Raw genomic sequence first — 12,763 nt, 5'->3', positions numbered from 1 at the left:
TGGCACCAGACTCCGTCGCCCTGGAAGCGTTGGGGGAGGAGACGGCGTGCTCATGGGCGCCGTGACCGCGCAGCGCATCGAAGAGGATATGACCGACCCAGTTCGCCGCGAACAAAATAGGCACGACTGCGGCACCCAGAAGCAGTAGCAGTAGGATAGACTGGCGTGCATCATTCATGCTGCAGGACAATACCTTAAAGATACTTACAGGAAGCTGACCGCGGAATCGCTATGATGCCGCGCCATTCACTGGGGTCAAAATGGGCCAGGGCTCCGGATCGCGTCGAGCGTCTTCGCGGTCATGGTCGAAGTGGAGCACTCCAACGCGGCGGGATGGGGCTCTGCCTGTTTGACGGGAAACACGTTTGGAACCTGGTCGATGGCTGCAGTGCACTGGAATGTCAGCGACCAGGCGAGCAACGCCTTGTTGTGGACTGATGCCGGCGGAGGCCGTTGAACGAGGACCACGGTTGCCGCTGTGCCCAGAAAGGCCGCCACAGCTGCACCGAAGAAGGCTGTCTGGAAGCCAGGCAGCAGGTCCGCCGTTCCGGTGCCGCCATGAGGTGCGACCCAGGCCGCCAAGGCCACCATCACGGCCAGACCCGCCGCGGATCCGACCTGATAGGTGGTGTTGATCAAGCCGGAGGCGATGGTTTCGATCCACCCTATGGGCGATGGGGCGACGGCAGGGAGCTTTGCACGGTGATTGACGGTACGAGATATGACATCGGAGTACCGTATATTCACGAGGTGCGGCGGAGGACCACTCAATGCTCGCATTAGCCGAGAAAATGATAATGTCGCAGTGAAGAGGCCGTTGTGCGTATTGATCGGGCTCTTGATGAAGAGCAATCAAGCAGGAGAGATTGCCGAGATGCAAAGGCGCGGTTTCATCCGAGATAGTCTTGCTGTCGGTGTCGGTGTCGCGATGCCGATATCTCGGTCCTTCGCAGCAGTGCCCACCGCCTTGCAGGTGTGGAACCGGCGAAATGGCGGGGTACGTCCTGGAGGGGCACGATCCAGCCATGGCCGCACGACGGCTGCTGCATCTGCGCCCCACCGTGCGGGGCTTGGCTGTTCCCGGAATGCCCTTGGTCGCCGAGCGGCGCGGGTGACGAGGTCTTCATGCGGTTCAAGGGGCGTGAAGTCATGTGAAGGAAAGCCTCCTATGCAGTGCGCCGGAATGCGGCGCCGGTGCATCGATCTTCCCTTACTTGGGGCTTGACCTTCACGCCGTGGCAAGGCCCCCTTCAGTCGATCATTGGGAACCAGACCACATTCCCGTCCGCAGGACGGCTACTGAAAGAACACGATGCCGGCGAGAAGCACAGTGCTTCTTGTGCGTGCGCCCGAGCAAAGAAGTCGCCATAGCGGCCCTGACATGGAGGATTGAAGCATGACGGATCACGCGCATCACACGGCTCCCCACTCGGACCAAAGCTCCCATGGGGCTCACGGGCGTCCTTACCTGATGTTCTGGATCAACATGATCCTGGGGCTGATCGTCATGTACGTCGTCATGTTCTCCATGATCGACGGGTGGCGGGACTTCCGGAACAACCTCAACATGTTCTACATGGCCGTGACCATGTGGGCGCCCATGGGCATTTTCATGCTTGCGACCATGCCCGGCATGTTCCCGAAGCGCCGGACGAACATCGTCCTATACGCCGCCTTCGGTGTGCTGACGGTGTTGTCGTTCTTCGGTACCCGGGCGCAAGCCTTTATAGACGACCGGCAGTTCGTAGACAGCATGATCCCGCACCATTCCGGCGCTATCCTCATGTGCCGTGAGGCTGACCTGGAAGATGCCGAACTGATCGCTCTGTGCGGCGAGATCATTGAGGCGCAACGTCGCGAGATCGAGCAGATGGAAGCGATCGGCGCCCGTCTGTAGCAGACTACCAGGGGCTGGTCGTAGACGGACGACCGAGCATGGCGCGGGTTATCAACTTTTGAACAATTGCGTGGTTGAATCTACGCGACCCCTGAGGGCCGGCGATCTCATTGTCGCCGAACTGTGCGGTAGAATGGACGCCCTAACAGACTTGTCGCCGGATCCTTGGTTGGAATGGCTTGGTTCACTCGAAAACTATTGCCCATCCTGCTCTCGTTCTTCGCGCTGGTGGTGGTCGCACCACCGGTGAGCGCTGCCATCGAAGACGGCGTCTCGGCGGCAGTTCAGGTCCATGGGGATCAGCACGCTGATTGCACTGGCCAGCATGCGCCTCATGCAACGAGCTGCTGTTCTCTGGTGACGGTCGTGGAGCCCTGCGGCGCGTCGTGGGCGTTGGACCATCGCAGGAAAGCAGATTTCGTGCTGCAATCCAGTTTCGCTGGCGTGGCGACCTACCATCCTTCCAAGCACTTCCGTCCACCCCGCGCCTCCTGATCTCCAGCTTCGGCGCAATGCCAGCGCCACATTTTTGCATTTTCGAACTGGAATCGAGAGATGAAGAGACGAGACTTCATGCGGCTGCTCCCGCTCGGCATGGCCGCCACCCTTCCCATCATGCAACCCGCGCGCGCGCAGTCGCTCTGGGACATGATGAACCAAACCCGCACCTTGAGCGATGCCGAACAGCAGGCCAATAGCGCTGCAGCTATTCAGGCGATCGACACTGTGGAGCCCATTCTCAGCTACGACACTGCCAACAACTTGCAGATGGCCATCGCCCAGTATGAGCCCTTTGTGGCTCGAGGCGGCTGGGAACAGGTGCCGCAGGAGACATATGGCGTTACCATGGGCGTCAACCGTGATGGGGTGGTGCAGCTCAAGCGTCGCCTGATCTCGTCGGCAGACATGGCCATGGTGGAGCGGGTCGATGAGGCCATGGACGCTCAGACCGACGCCGCCCTGCGACGCTTCCAGGCCCGTCATGGCCTTCAGGTAAGCGGACAGGTCGACGAAGCTACCTGGTATGCCCTCAATGTACCGGCCGAGACCCGACTGCACCAGCTTCGTCTCAACCTGCTGCGGGTGCAGAACATGGCGTCGGCGTTGGCGGACCGCTACGTCGTGGTGAACATTCCCGCCGCCTTCATCGAGGTTGTCGAAGGCGGGATGGTGCAGCGCCGGCACACCGCCGTGGTCGGACGCATCGACCGGCAGACGCCCATCCTCAAGAGCCGCATTCACCAGATCAACTTCAACCCGTACTGGAACGTGCCGGTCTCGATCATCCGGCGTGACCTGATCAAGTACATGAACGAAAACCCGAACTACCTTACCGAGCAGAAAATCCGCATTCTCGACGGCAACGGCCAGGAGCTCCAACCCAGCCAGATCAACTGGCAGACCGAGGAAGCGGTGAACTACCGGTTCCGCCAGGATCCGGGACCGCAGAACTCGATGGGGAACGTCAAGATCAACTTCCACAATCCCCATGCCGTTTATCTGCACGACACGCCGACCAAGGGTCTGTTCGGGGAGAACGCCCGGTTCTATTCGTCAGGCTGCGTCCGCGTCGACCAAGTCCAGGATTTCGTCGGCTGGGTGCTACGCGACAACGGGGACTGGGGCCCGGGCGAGGTCACCAATGTATTCGCCACCGGCGAGCGGAAGGACGTCGAGGTAACCAACCCTCCGGAGATCCACACGACCTACATCTCGGCGTGGGCGAACCGGAACGGGGTCGTCAGTTTCCGGGACGATGTCTACGAGTTCGACATGGCCGGCAAGGTCAGCTTCGATGCATGACGTCCTGGGGGTCGGGGAGAAGCTGACGATCGGGATCGCCGGGATGGCCTGCGACGGCTGCGTCCAGGTGCTGGAGAACGCGGTCAATCGGCTCCCGGGCATTGCCTATGTCGGAGTTTCGCTGAGCGGCGCAAGCATGACCGTCCGCAGTGGCCAGGGGTTCGACCTCGCCGACTTGTTTGGTTGCGTGAAAGCGCTCGGCTACGAAGTGTCGGAAGTCGGGAAAGAATTTCCCGGCATCCCGACGGAATGCTCCTGTCGAGCACGCGCCAGAGCCTGATGACGTGACCAGATCTATAGAGCGGTTGCGAGATAGGTAAATTGCAGAACGTGATCTTTGTGCACTAACGAGCTGGCATTACTGATCTTGACGGACAGCAGCGACGCCACACTTCAGCGAACACCGCGACGCAGCAGGTGCCGGCGCCAGTCAAGACCCAGAGCGATGGCTCCGGTCCGATAGTGCCGAGGGAGACCGACAAGGCGAATGGCGCCAATGCGGTGCCAGTCCATGGCTTGCAGCAGCCAGGTGGTTAGCGGCCAGAAGATCGTCGACGCAAAGCCTGCGATCAGCGTGAGGTGAGTAATGCTGCGCTGCGCGCGGAGCCCGTTGTCTGGGCGAGGAACCCGAACGCCGTGGAATAGTGCACGAAGGCCTACGCCAATTCGACAAGGATCACGCTAGTCAGGAAGGCCATGGCGTTCCCCGCCAGCCCGCCGCAAGCGCTGCGGCAGCACCAATCGAGCCTATCGACATAACCCTGCCTGCACCGACCCGATCTGCTAGCCCGCCTGCCCAGGGCGAGACGAGCCCGCCGGCGAGCAGTGCGAGGGAGATGCAGCCGAAGATCCACTCCACCGGTGCTTGCAGGTCGCCGGCGACGTTCGGGGCAAGGATGCTGAAGCTGTAATAGAGGGTGCCGTACCCGATGATCTGGGTGACGCCGAGCCAGATGGCGTCGGCATTGGAGTGGGTATCGGCCATCGTATCCTAGATCGACTTGAGGCCGACCCGCTCCTCGAGTTTGGCTGCCGCTTCCTTGCGCTCGCTGTAGCGGGAGGTCAGGTAGCCGGATACGCCGCGGTTGATCAGCGTGAACTTCACCAGCTCTTCCATTACGTCGACGACCCTATCGTAGTAGGATGACGGTTTCATGCGACCGTCTTCGTCAAACTCCTGGAAGGCCTTCGCCACCGAGGACTGGTTGGGGATGGTCACCATCCGCATCCAGCGTCCGAGAATGCGCATCTGGTTGACGGCGTTGAAGGACTGGGACCCACCCGACACCTGCATGACCGCCAGAGTCCGACCCTGCGTGGGCCGAATGGCGCCGCCAGGAAGCGGTATCCAGTCGATCTGCGACTTCAACACCGCGCTCATCGCACCATGGCGTTCCGGCGATGTCCACACTTGGCCTTCCGACCACAGCATGGCCTCGCGCAGCTCCTGAACCTTCGGGTGGGTGTCGGGGGCGTCGTTCGGCAACGGCAGCCCATTGGCATGGAAGATGCGGACCTCGGCGCCGAAGGCCTCAAGCAGCCGTTGCGCCTCGAAGGTCAGTAACCGGGAATAGGAGCGCTCTCGGAGCGAGCCGTAGAGCATCAGAATGCGTGGTTTGTGGTCGAGGGCAGGAGCGACGAGCTGGCCGAAATCGGGAACCTGGAAGGCTGCAGACAGGACGTTGGGCAAATCAGACAAGCCGCTTCCCTTCGGCATTGATGATGACTTCGCCGTCTTCCTTGATGAACGGCCCGATATCGGGGTTCTCCAGAATGTCGAGCACGACTTCGGATGGCCGGCAGAGCCGGGTGCCCACCGGGGTCTCCACGAGCGGACGGTTGAGCAGGATCGGGTGCGCTTCTATGGCATCGAGCAGGTCGTCGTCGGTCTTGGCCGGATCGGCAAGGCCGAGTTTGTCGAAAGGCGTATCCTTCTTGCGGATCGCATCGCGCAGGGAAATGCCGGCAGCGGAGACCAGCTCGACGATCCGTTCGCGGCTGGGCGGGGTCTTGAGGTATTCGATGACGGTGGGCTCGACACCAGACTGCCGGATCATCGCAAGCGTGTTGCGAGACGTGCCGCAGTCGGGATTGTGGTAGATAGTGATGCTCATTCGGCGGCCCTCGTTTCAGTGTTGTGACGGACGGCTGCGCTACGTTCGTACCAGCCCTTGCTGCGGTTCACGATCCAGACCACCGACAGCATGACCGGCACTTCGACCAGCACGCCGACGACGGTGGCCAACGCTGCTCCCGAGTTGAAGCCAAACAGGGCGATTGCGGCGGCAACGGCGAGCTCGAAGAAGTTCGAGGCGCCGATCAGGGCGGAGGGCCCGGCGACGCAGTGTTGCTCCCCGGAGACCCTGTTCAGGAAGTAGGCCAGTCCGGAGTTCAGGTAAACTTGGATCAGGATCGGCACAGCCAGAAGGAGAATTACTGTGGGCTGAGCGATGATCTGCTCGCCCTGGAAGCCGAAGAGCATGACAAGTGTTAACAGCAGCGCCGCGATCGAAATCGGCTGCAGGACGGCCAGCACCCGGTTAATGGCGTCGATGCCGCCATTGGCAAGCAGCCAACGACGATAGAGCTGGGCGGCGATGACGGGCACGACGATATAGAGGCCGACCGACAGCAGCAGCGTGTCCCAGGGAACGGTTATCGCCGATAGCCCTAGCAGTAGGCCGACGATTGGGGCAAAGGCGACGACCATGATGGCGTCGTTCAGGGCGACTTGAGAAAGGGTGAAGTGCGGTTCGCCCCTGACCAGGTTGGACCAGACAAACACCATGGCGGTGCACGGTGCCGCGGCCAGGATGATCAGGCCGGCGATGTAGCTGTCGATCTGCATCTCCGGCAGCATCGGGCGAAACAGCCAACCGATGAAGAGCCACCCCAGCAGCGCCATCGAGAAGGGCTTGATCGCCCAGTTGATGAAGACGGTGACGCCGATGCCGCGCCAGTAGGAACCGACCTGCCGCAGGCTCATGAAGTCGATGCGGACCAGCATGGGCACGACCATCAGCCAGATGAGCACTGCCATAGGGATGTTGACCTGAGCGTACTCAAAGGATCCCAGACCCTGGAAGACGGCAGGGAAGAAGTGGCCGGCGGCGATGCCAACGACGATGCAGATGGCGACCCAAATGGTCAGGTAGCGTTCGAAGATGGACATGGGAAACCTAGATGGCGCGGAACAGCATCAACGCGGATGAGCAGATGGAAGAGGCCTGACGTGTCCTGAGGATCGCGGAAGGTGCGTCCTCACGGTCGATGACCTCGAAGCCAAGATGCTTGAAGAAGTCGGCTGCCGTGGTGGTCAGCAGGTACGCTCGCGTGCCGCCGGCATTGGAGATCTCACGAAGCATGCCCTCGGCTACTGTACGCCCGGCGCCAGTGCCCCGGCTTTCCTGCGGCACGACAACGGATCGAAGAAGGGCGTCCTCGCGGTAGAGCTCGAAGCCGCCGAAACCGAGGAGTCGACCGTCCTGCTCGAATCTGAAGAACGACCGGTCAGGTTCACCAACATCGTCGGTAGGAAGCTTTGCTTCGGTGAGAGCGGCGAGGAACTTCGGATCGTTCCCCGGTATGGGAGTCGGGCTGATCATGCGACCTTGGACGACTTGGTGGTCGTTCCGTCCATGGCGCCAATGCCTTCAAGCTTCGAGTTCAGCGCCATGCGGTCGATGCTGGCGATCGGCAGGTTGATGAAGGCGCCGATCCGGTTGCGCAGATAGCGCATGGCATCATCGAAGGCGGCACGTTGCTTGAACTCCGGTCCGTCAACCGCGGCGGGGTCTTCGATGCCCCAGTGGGCGGTCATCGGCTGACCGGGCCAGATCGGACAGACTTCGCCGGCAGCGTTGTCGCAGACCGTGAAGATGAAATCCATCTTGGGTGCATTTGGGGCGGCGAACTCATCCCAAGCCTTCGAGCGAAGGCCATGAGTGGGAATGCCGACCTTGGTCAACGTCTCCAGCGTCATTGGATGAACCGACCCCCTGGGCGTCGAGCCCGCGGAGTATGCCTGAAAACGGCCTTGGCCGACATGGTTGAGGATCGCCTCGCCTAAGATCGAGCGGGCGGAATTGCCGGTGCAGAGGAACAGGACATTGTAGACGCGGTCAGGCATGGCTCGACTCCTTCGGTGGGCAACAAGGGGTGAACTCGGCGACGAGCGGCTCGCACAGCTCCGGTCGACCACCGCAGCAGTCTTGCACCAGAAAGCTCGCAATCTCCCGAACACGATCAACGACGGCACGATAAACGATCGAACGACTGTGACGCTCGGACTCGATCAGGCCGGCACGGGTTAGTACGCCCAGGTGCGACGACATCGTGTTCTGTGGCACCTCTAGGCGGCGCGCGATTTCCCCTGCCGGCAGTCCTTCAGGCTCGTGTTCCATGAGCAAGCGGAAGGTATACAGACGGGTCGACTGCGACAGTGCAGCGAAGACTTCGATCGCATGTGTTGATTCCATATATCGAAGATTATGGATTTATCATTCGCTGTCAAGATGAGGTTTTTGCAGCGTCTTGTGCAGGGCGTGGAAGCGTCAGCACTGCCACAACTAACAGCCGGTGTGATGAGACATGACCCCGCGCAGGATCAAACCTGTTAGCATGCCAAGTAGGCGTTGGCTCGACCCGGTATTGCCTAAGGGTCACTCGCGCGATCATACGCGGGACCGACGCGCGGAGGAGTAGCAGCGGTGTTTCGTCCCGAACTGTCAAAGGAACAGCTCCTCGAGATCATCGGCGCCATGTCAGAGGACGACGTGGCTCGATTTCTTTATTGCCAGGAGATGGCCGGTACTTATTTGGCAGTCGGCAAGTTCGAGGACATGCTGATCAGCGCCATGCAGATGTGCGACCGACTCAAGGTGCAGCACAGGCTCGGTGAAGACGCCGACCGGTGGGACCGGTTCGTGGCAAAACGGGCCACGCTTCAAGGTTCTACACTGGGATCACTCATCAAGGTTCTGGAAAAACACGGCATCGCGGCGGAGGACATCAGGTACCTGAAGTGGATCAAGGACAAGCGCGACTACTTCGTACACCGCCTGTTCCATGAAGGGGTGTGGCCCGGCGACTTGGACGGGGAAGACTGCCGCTTCATGAGCAGGCGTTTGCTGTCCATACAGCTTTGGCTCTCCCGGGCGGAGCGCCGGATCTGGATCATCTTCGAACGCGCCGGGCTCCTAACGCTTGATCGCCTGGACGACGGCGGGTTTCTCGCGATGAACTCCGGCCTGGAAGACCTGCTCCGCGGTGACGACGACGAATCATATTGACCGCCATCGAACCCAAGGACCTCGCGAGGCGGCGTTCGATGGCGATCAAGCGTCACGATCGTTTTGCAGGCCTATTCGGAAGCGCCTTCGCCCGAGAGCCAGCCCAGCATTTCGGCAATTTCTGATTCCTGCGCGTCGATGATCTTCTGCGCCATCTCCTTGGCCCAGGCATTGTCGCCATGTTCAAGCTGGGCCTTGGCCATGTTGATGGCGCTCTGGTGGTGGGGGATCATGGCGCAAACGAAAGCGACGTCGATGTCCTCGACCATGCCTGCCTGCATCATCAGCCGGTTGTTCTCGTCCATTCCCGCCATCAGGTCAGAATGTGGCTGGTCCATCTCGTGATCCATTTCCATCGGTGCCGATGCAGGAGCTTCCGCGGACAGGCAGATCTCGGGCAATCGGGCCACCGATGGCATGTCGACAGGTGCGGCAGCGGTGCCGTGACCGGCATGTGCATCCTGCGCCAATGACGGCAATGTCGACATGCCGAGGACGGCAAGGGCGATAATGGTGTGCTTCATCGTTCGTCTCCGTTGTTCAAAGAAATTCGCGTGCGTTGAGGTTACATCGCGTGCCCGGCGGGAATGATCCCGAGAGCGGAAAGCCCCATCCAGACCGCCATTGCGATCATCATCAGGTTCTCGGTGAGCGAAACGAACCCGAGAGGCACGTTGCTCGACCCACCAACGCAGGCGCACTTGAGCTCCCGCCTGTCGACGTAGACGGCCTTGAACACTGAAACGGCCCCGACCGTCCCGATGAAGAGGGCCACGGGCACCGAAAGCCAGGTTAGCGCTCCGGCCACCATCAGGATGCCCGCAAGACCTTCGGCATAGGGGTAGATGTAGCTGTAGGGCACCCAGCGCTTGGCCAGCAGGTCGTAGTTAAGGAACATGGTCGCGAAGGTCTCGACGTTCTGGAGCTTGAGCAGCGCCAGGACCACCATCGAGAAGCTGATGAACCATTCCAGCGCCCGGAGGGTGAGAGGGTTGCCGCTCACCGCAAAGCTCGCTGCCATGGCGGTGAGGGCGGTCATGGCGAACAGCACCGCCACGGGCCGATACGTAGTCGCCTTGGGATCCGCGACCGTCTTGCCCAGGAAGCGGCGGGTGTCGTCGTAGCCGCCGATCCGCCTGCCATCGACGAACACCTGAGGTGTCGTCTTGACGTCGTGCTCGGTCTTGAATGCGTCGGTTTCTTCGCGGGTGGTAAGGTGGTGATCCTCGACCTCGTAACCGGACCGCTTCAGCAGATCCACGGCCTTGAGACCATAGGGGCAGGTGTGGCTCGGCATCACCATACGATGGATAACCGCCTTCTTGCCGGCGTTGGCCACCACGGTGGACATAGGTTTGCTCCTTGTCGAATTGCTGTCGTGCTTCCTTTCTGCACCTTCCCATCATTGGAAGGTCAATACCCCTGCGGACGAGGATGGTAAGAGGAGAGTGAACGCTGATCCGACAGCCGTCGCTGCAACCTTGCCCATGATCGCCACCATTATGATGGGGGATCAAGGCTTTCCCGCCTGGAATGATGGGTGCTAACCACCAACCAGTTGCTTTCGATGGTGGAACGAGGTCGCAAATAGAGTTGCGATGGCATTTAGCCGCCACTTCAGGTCCGATGATGTCGAGTCGACGTCATTAGAGGTGTTGTAACCATCACTATGTCCCGATTGATGGCAACTTGGGGTTAAACCCTTTCGCAAGATGCCGAATGCACAATGACGAGGCACCTTCGGAGACATGGGATGCCTCGTCGAGTGGCTTTCGAGCCGGATGTAACTTTGGGAGACCTTTTGGTCTTGGCTCGTCTGGGGGCATTGGTCCACGGAGACGAAGCCGTCTTTCCCACCACTGCGCTCAAGCAGCAGACCGGCGCCAGCAGCACGCGTATCAGGAACGCCATGATCCGCATCGCCAACGTCCTCGGCCCGGTGGAGGTCGACGGCAACAAGCGTCGGACCCAGAGACCCAGTGGCAAGGGTCGCAACTTCGGCGGCGCCGCCGTTCTCGCGAGCATGCTTATCGAGATCGCGCAGGATGAAGAGACGGACCAGGACCGGCTTCGGCACGAGATCACCCAGCTGGTCGACCACCTCGATCACCAGCGCAAGCAGGGCGCATTCAAAAGGTCGCGGACACCCCCGCGGTTCTGAAGAGTCGGCGATCTCGGCTTGCGTCGGCCACGTGGAGCGTCCCCGCTGCGGAAGCCTGTGGATCCCGGTCGAGGCGGCTTGCCCGCGACCGATTCGCAGACCGTATTGGCGGGATGGCAAACAAACATCGCGAACCCCTCGGGCGGCGGCTGGATCGAGCCCTGTTCACGCGGCCATTGTTCGAGACGGTGCTGTTCGAGAACCGACTGACGGTAGCCGACCGGGCGGTGGTGGTCGCCTGGACCCTTCGCTCCGTGGCAAGATACCGTTGGAACCAGCTTCGTTCGGTCACCGGCGAGATGGCCGACATCATCCTCTTCCGCGTGCTGGCGGGAGGGCGTGTGCCTTGCACCGGCATGACGCCCCTTCTTAGGGCGGGAGCACTGGTCTGGTATCAGGTAACCGACTGGTCCGTGGCCCAACGCGTCCGTCGAGCGTTCGGTAGGGTTTCGATGCGATATGACTGCACCACCCTCTATTGCGGCTGGCGTCAAAACGCGAAGCGGGACGAACCGCTCCCCGTCTTCGTCCTGCTGGATGCAGACCGGCATGTCCTCGAAGTCGCCTATGCCGATATCGGGGAGCACGGCGTCGATAGCCTGTCGCCGGGGATCGGGCCTGATCTGCGGCCCATGCAGGCAGAACTCGTCCCGGCCCTCATGGCATTGGCGACATTCTTGGGCGTAAAAGATTTCGACGACCAGTTGCCTCGGTTCACCGACACGTAGCCGGTCGGTGGACCGCAGCGTCGTGGGTCGGGCGAAGACGTCCCCCTCAACGCTTGAAGCGATCGAACGAATCCTCCTCGTCCGGAGCCTCGGAATGCCATGAACGCGCCGATTGCGTGCCGAGGTGCAGGAGCGTGAGTTCCATTTCATAGCGGGAGGACGCTATGCAGGATTCCTCCACCGGCTCGTCGAACCAGACGCCGGCACTCTGCCTGACCACGACGGTGGGGTCGACATCGGCACCCATGGTGGCGACCAGCGATGCCCCCGGCAGCTCGAACACGGAAGCCCGTGTTCGTATGAACTTGCCCGAACGGAATGCAGGGCCGCTGGCCTTGGCCCAGCGCGCAAAACCTTCGTTCGAAACCACCAGGATGGAGCGGCGGTTGGTGTATTCGAGCCAGCGCAGTATCGCAGCTGTCAGCGATACGCCGTAACGCTTGGCGCATTCGCCGAGCTCCTCGAAGGTGGGCTTGTGGTCCGGCGGGATCAGCGCCCGGAAGTCGTGCAAGGGCATCAGGAGGAACGCGGCGAAGGTGTCGGCTTCCTTTTCGATGCCTTCGACCTCGCGGCGCACGATGGCGTCCTCGCCACACCAGAACCCCTTGGGCTGCTTCTCCCGATGCAGGAGATAGTGGCCCAGTTCATGGGCGACCGTGAACCTGGCGCGCTCAGCCGTTTGCTTGCTGTCATAGAGGATGCCCCATAGGTTCTTCCTGGTCTCGCCGGGGAGAAGCGCCCCCTCGAAGCCGTCGAGATCGTCGGCCTCGACGCGCTTGATCGGAGCATCCGGAAATCGCTGGGCCGAATATTGCAATGCCAGTGACCGGACGTCGATCGGATAACGGTCAGGGCCATCACGGTGGGCGGCGTCCAACAGTTT

The 12,763-nt window shown here is 61.2% G+C and carries 19 protein-coding genes; 8 read left to right on the top strand and 11 right to left on the bottom strand.

What is annotated here, in order from left to right:
* Positions 1–255: 255 nt before the first annotated feature.
* On the bottom strand, positions 256–639 hold the full coding sequence (locus tag MQW79_RS06525; RefSeq protein ID WP_386834615.1) for a hypothetical protein: 384 nt from the start codon (positions 637–639) through the stop codon (positions 256–258).
* 275 nt (positions 640–914) lie between these two features.
* Between MQW79_RS06525 and MQW79_RS06520 the strand changes: the two genes are divergently transcribed.
* The 5 genes from MQW79_RS06520 (at position 915) to MQW79_RS06500 (ending at position 3,980) form a co-directional block, all read left to right on the top strand.
* Positions 915–1,115: a DUF411 domain-containing protein gene (locus tag MQW79_RS06520; protein ID WP_476588195.1), complete on the top strand. Its 201-nt coding sequence runs from the start codon at positions 915–917 to the stop codon at positions 1,113–1,115.
* Between the two features lie 281 nt (positions 1,116–1,396).
* The gene (locus MQW79_RS06515) at positions 1,397–1,897 is read left to right on the top strand and encodes a DUF305 domain-containing protein (protein WP_386834616.1); all 501 of its coding nucleotides are present in this window, start codon (positions 1,397–1,399) and stop codon (positions 1,895–1,897) included.
* A 174-nt stretch (positions 1,898–2,071) separates the two neighbouring features.
* Positions 2,072–2,392 carry a hypothetical protein gene (locus tag MQW79_RS06510; RefSeq protein WP_386834618.1) on the top strand — a complete coding sequence of 107 codons (321 nt, stop codon included), beginning with the start codon at positions 2,072–2,074 and terminating at the stop codon, positions 2,390–2,392.
* Positions 2,393–2,452: 60 nt separating this feature from the next.
* Positions 2,453–3,700 (top strand): L,D-transpeptidase family protein, encoded by a 1,248-nt coding sequence (locus MQW79_RS06505; RefSeq protein ID WP_476587523.1) that lies wholly within the window; start codon positions 2,453–2,455, stop codon positions 3,698–3,700.
* Entirely contained in the window at positions 3,693–3,980 is a 288-nt protein-coding gene (locus tag MQW79_RS06500) for a heavy-metal-associated domain-containing protein (protein ID WP_386834620.1), read from the top strand. The genes MQW79_RS06505 and MQW79_RS06500 overlap by 8 nt, the downstream gene beginning before the upstream one ends.
* Positions 3,981–4,385: 405 nt before the next feature.
* Here MQW79_RS06500 and MQW79_RS06495 read toward each other — a convergent pair whose 3' ends face one another.
* From MQW79_RS06495 to MQW79_RS06465, 7 genes are read right to left on the bottom strand one after another with little or no spacing between them, the layout of a single operon-like run.
* Positions 4,386–4,685 (bottom strand): hypothetical protein, encoded by a 300-nt coding sequence (locus tag MQW79_RS06495; protein WP_386834621.1) that lies wholly within the window; start codon positions 4,683–4,685, stop codon positions 4,386–4,388.
* Positions 4,686–4,691: 6 nt separating this feature from the next.
* Complete coding sequence (arsH, locus tag MQW79_RS06490) at positions 4,692–5,417, bottom strand: arsenical resistance protein ArsH (RefSeq protein ID WP_476587522.1); 726 nt, start codon at positions 5,415–5,417, stop codon at positions 4,692–4,694.
* Positions 5,392–5,814, bottom strand: a complete 423-nt coding sequence (gene arsC, locus MQW79_RS06485) for an arsenate reductase (glutaredoxin) (protein ID WP_386834624.1) — start codon at positions 5,812–5,814, stop codon at positions 5,392–5,394. Before arsC ends, arsH begins: the two co-directional genes overlap by 26 nt.
* A complete protein-coding gene (gene arsB, locus MQW79_RS06480; RefSeq protein ID WP_386834626.1) occupies positions 5,811–6,872 on the bottom strand; it encodes an ACR3 family arsenite efflux transporter in 1,062 nt (353 codons plus the stop codon). The genes arsC and arsB overlap by 4 nt, the downstream gene beginning before the upstream one ends.
* A 7-nt stretch (positions 6,873–6,879) precedes the next feature.
* A complete protein-coding gene (gene arsN2, locus MQW79_RS06475) occupies positions 6,880–7,305 on the bottom strand; it encodes an arsenic resistance N-acetyltransferase ArsN2 (RefSeq protein WP_476587520.1) in 426 nt (141 codons plus the stop codon).
* Positions 7,302–7,829, bottom strand: coding sequence for an arsenate reductase ArsC (locus tag MQW79_RS06470; RefSeq protein WP_386834628.1), 528 nt, complete (start codon positions 7,827–7,829; stop codon positions 7,302–7,304). The genes arsN2 and MQW79_RS06470 overlap by 4 nt, the downstream gene beginning before the upstream one ends.
* On the bottom strand, positions 7,822–8,178 hold the full coding sequence (locus tag MQW79_RS06465; protein WP_386834629.1) for an ArsR/SmtB family transcription factor: 357 nt from the start codon (positions 8,176–8,178) through the stop codon (positions 7,822–7,824). Before MQW79_RS06465 ends, MQW79_RS06470 begins: the two co-directional genes overlap by 8 nt.
* A gap of 231 nt (positions 8,179–8,409) precedes the next feature.
* Between MQW79_RS06465 and MQW79_RS06460 the strand changes: the two genes are divergently transcribed.
* On the top strand, positions 8,410–8,991 hold the full coding sequence (locus tag MQW79_RS06460) for a hypothetical protein (RefSeq protein WP_198878199.1): 582 nt from the start codon (positions 8,410–8,412) through the stop codon (positions 8,989–8,991).
* Between the two features lie 71 nt (positions 8,992–9,062).
* Here MQW79_RS06460 and MQW79_RS06455 read toward each other — a convergent pair whose 3' ends face one another.
* Both MQW79_RS06455 and MQW79_RS06450 read right to left on the bottom strand, forming a co-directional pair.
* On the bottom strand, positions 9,063–9,515 hold the full coding sequence (locus tag MQW79_RS06455) for a DUF305 domain-containing protein (RefSeq protein ID WP_476587519.1): 453 nt from the start codon (positions 9,513–9,515) through the stop codon (positions 9,063–9,065).
* Positions 9,516–9,556: 41 nt separating this feature from the next.
* Entirely contained in the window at positions 9,557–10,342 is a 786-nt protein-coding gene (locus MQW79_RS06450) for a MauE/DoxX family redox-associated membrane protein (RefSeq protein ID WP_476587518.1), read from the bottom strand.
* 456 nt (positions 10,343–10,798) lie between these two features.
* Between MQW79_RS06450 and MQW79_RS06445 the strand changes: the two genes are divergently transcribed.
* Together MQW79_RS06445 and MQW79_RS06440 are read left to right on the top strand one after the other, a co-directional pair.
* Positions 10,799–11,152: a hypothetical protein gene (locus MQW79_RS06445; protein ID WP_476587517.1), complete on the top strand. Its 354-nt coding sequence runs from the start codon at positions 10,799–10,801 to the stop codon at positions 11,150–11,152.
* Between the two features lie 113 nt (positions 11,153–11,265).
* Positions 11,266–11,880, top strand: a complete 615-nt coding sequence (locus MQW79_RS06440; RefSeq protein WP_476587516.1) for a hypothetical protein — start codon at positions 11,266–11,268, stop codon at positions 11,878–11,880.
* A gap of 46 nt (positions 11,881–11,926) precedes the next feature.
* On the opposite strand, the gene MQW79_RS06435 is transcribed toward MQW79_RS06440, so the two are convergent.
* Entirely contained in the window at positions 11,927–12,757 is an 831-nt protein-coding gene (locus MQW79_RS06435; protein ID WP_476587515.1) for an ImmA/IrrE family metallo-endopeptidase, read from the bottom strand.
* Positions 12,758–12,763: the final 6 nt, after the last annotated feature.

Source organism: Devosia sp. Micro-HW1 (assembly GCF_056341075.1).
This window is presented reverse-complemented; position numbering and strand designations above follow the sequence as displayed.

Excerpts from the sequence above, each read along its gene's own strand:
- arsH (WP_476587522.1), bottom strand. The coding sequence starts at position 5,417 with ATGCCGAAGGGAAGCGGCTTGTCTGATTTGCCCAACGTCCTGTCTGCA.
- MQW79_RS06450 (WP_476587518.1), bottom strand. The coding sequence starts at position 10,342 with ATGTCCACCGTGGTGGCCAACGCCGGCAAGAAGGCGGTTATCCATCGT.
- MQW79_RS06465 (WP_386834629.1), bottom strand. The coding sequence starts at position 8,178 with ATGGAATCAACACATGCGATCGAAGTCTTCGCTGCACTGTCGCAGTCG.
- arsN2 (WP_476587520.1), bottom strand. The coding sequence starts at position 7,305 with ATGATCAGCCCGACTCCCATACCGGGGAACGATCCGAAGTTCCTCGCC.
- MQW79_RS06440 (WP_476587516.1), top strand. The coding sequence starts at position 11,266 with ATGGCAAACAAACATCGCGAACCCCTCGGGCGGCGGCTGGATCGAGCC.
- MQW79_RS06505 (WP_476587523.1), top strand. The coding sequence starts at position 2,453 with ATGAAGAGACGAGACTTCATGCGGCTGCTCCCGCTCGGCATGGCCGCC.
- MQW79_RS06515 (WP_386834616.1), top strand. The coding sequence starts at position 1,397 with ATGACGGATCACGCGCATCACACGGCTCCCCACTCGGACCAAAGCTCC.
- MQW79_RS06455 (WP_476587519.1), bottom strand. The coding sequence starts at position 9,515 with ATGAAGCACACCATTATCGCCCTTGCCGTCCTCGGCATGTCGACATTG.
- arsB (WP_386834626.1), bottom strand. The coding sequence starts at position 6,872 with ATGTCCATCTTCGAACGCTACCTGACCATTTGGGTCGCCATCTGCATC.
- arsC (WP_386834624.1), bottom strand. The coding sequence starts at position 5,814 with ATGAGCATCACTATCTACCACAATCCCGACTGCGGCACGTCTCGCAAC.
- MQW79_RS06495 (WP_386834621.1), bottom strand. The coding sequence starts at position 4,685 with ATGGCCGATACCCACTCCAATGCCGACGCCATCTGGCTCGGCGTCACC.
- MQW79_RS06470 (WP_386834628.1), bottom strand. The coding sequence starts at position 7,829 with ATGCCTGACCGCGTCTACAATGTCCTGTTCCTCTGCACCGGCAATTCC.
- MQW79_RS06510 (WP_386834618.1), top strand. The coding sequence starts at position 2,072 with ATGGCTTGGTTCACTCGAAAACTATTGCCCATCCTGCTCTCGTTCTTC.
- MQW79_RS06500 (WP_386834620.1), top strand. The coding sequence starts at position 3,693 with ATGCATGACGTCCTGGGGGTCGGGGAGAAGCTGACGATCGGGATCGCC.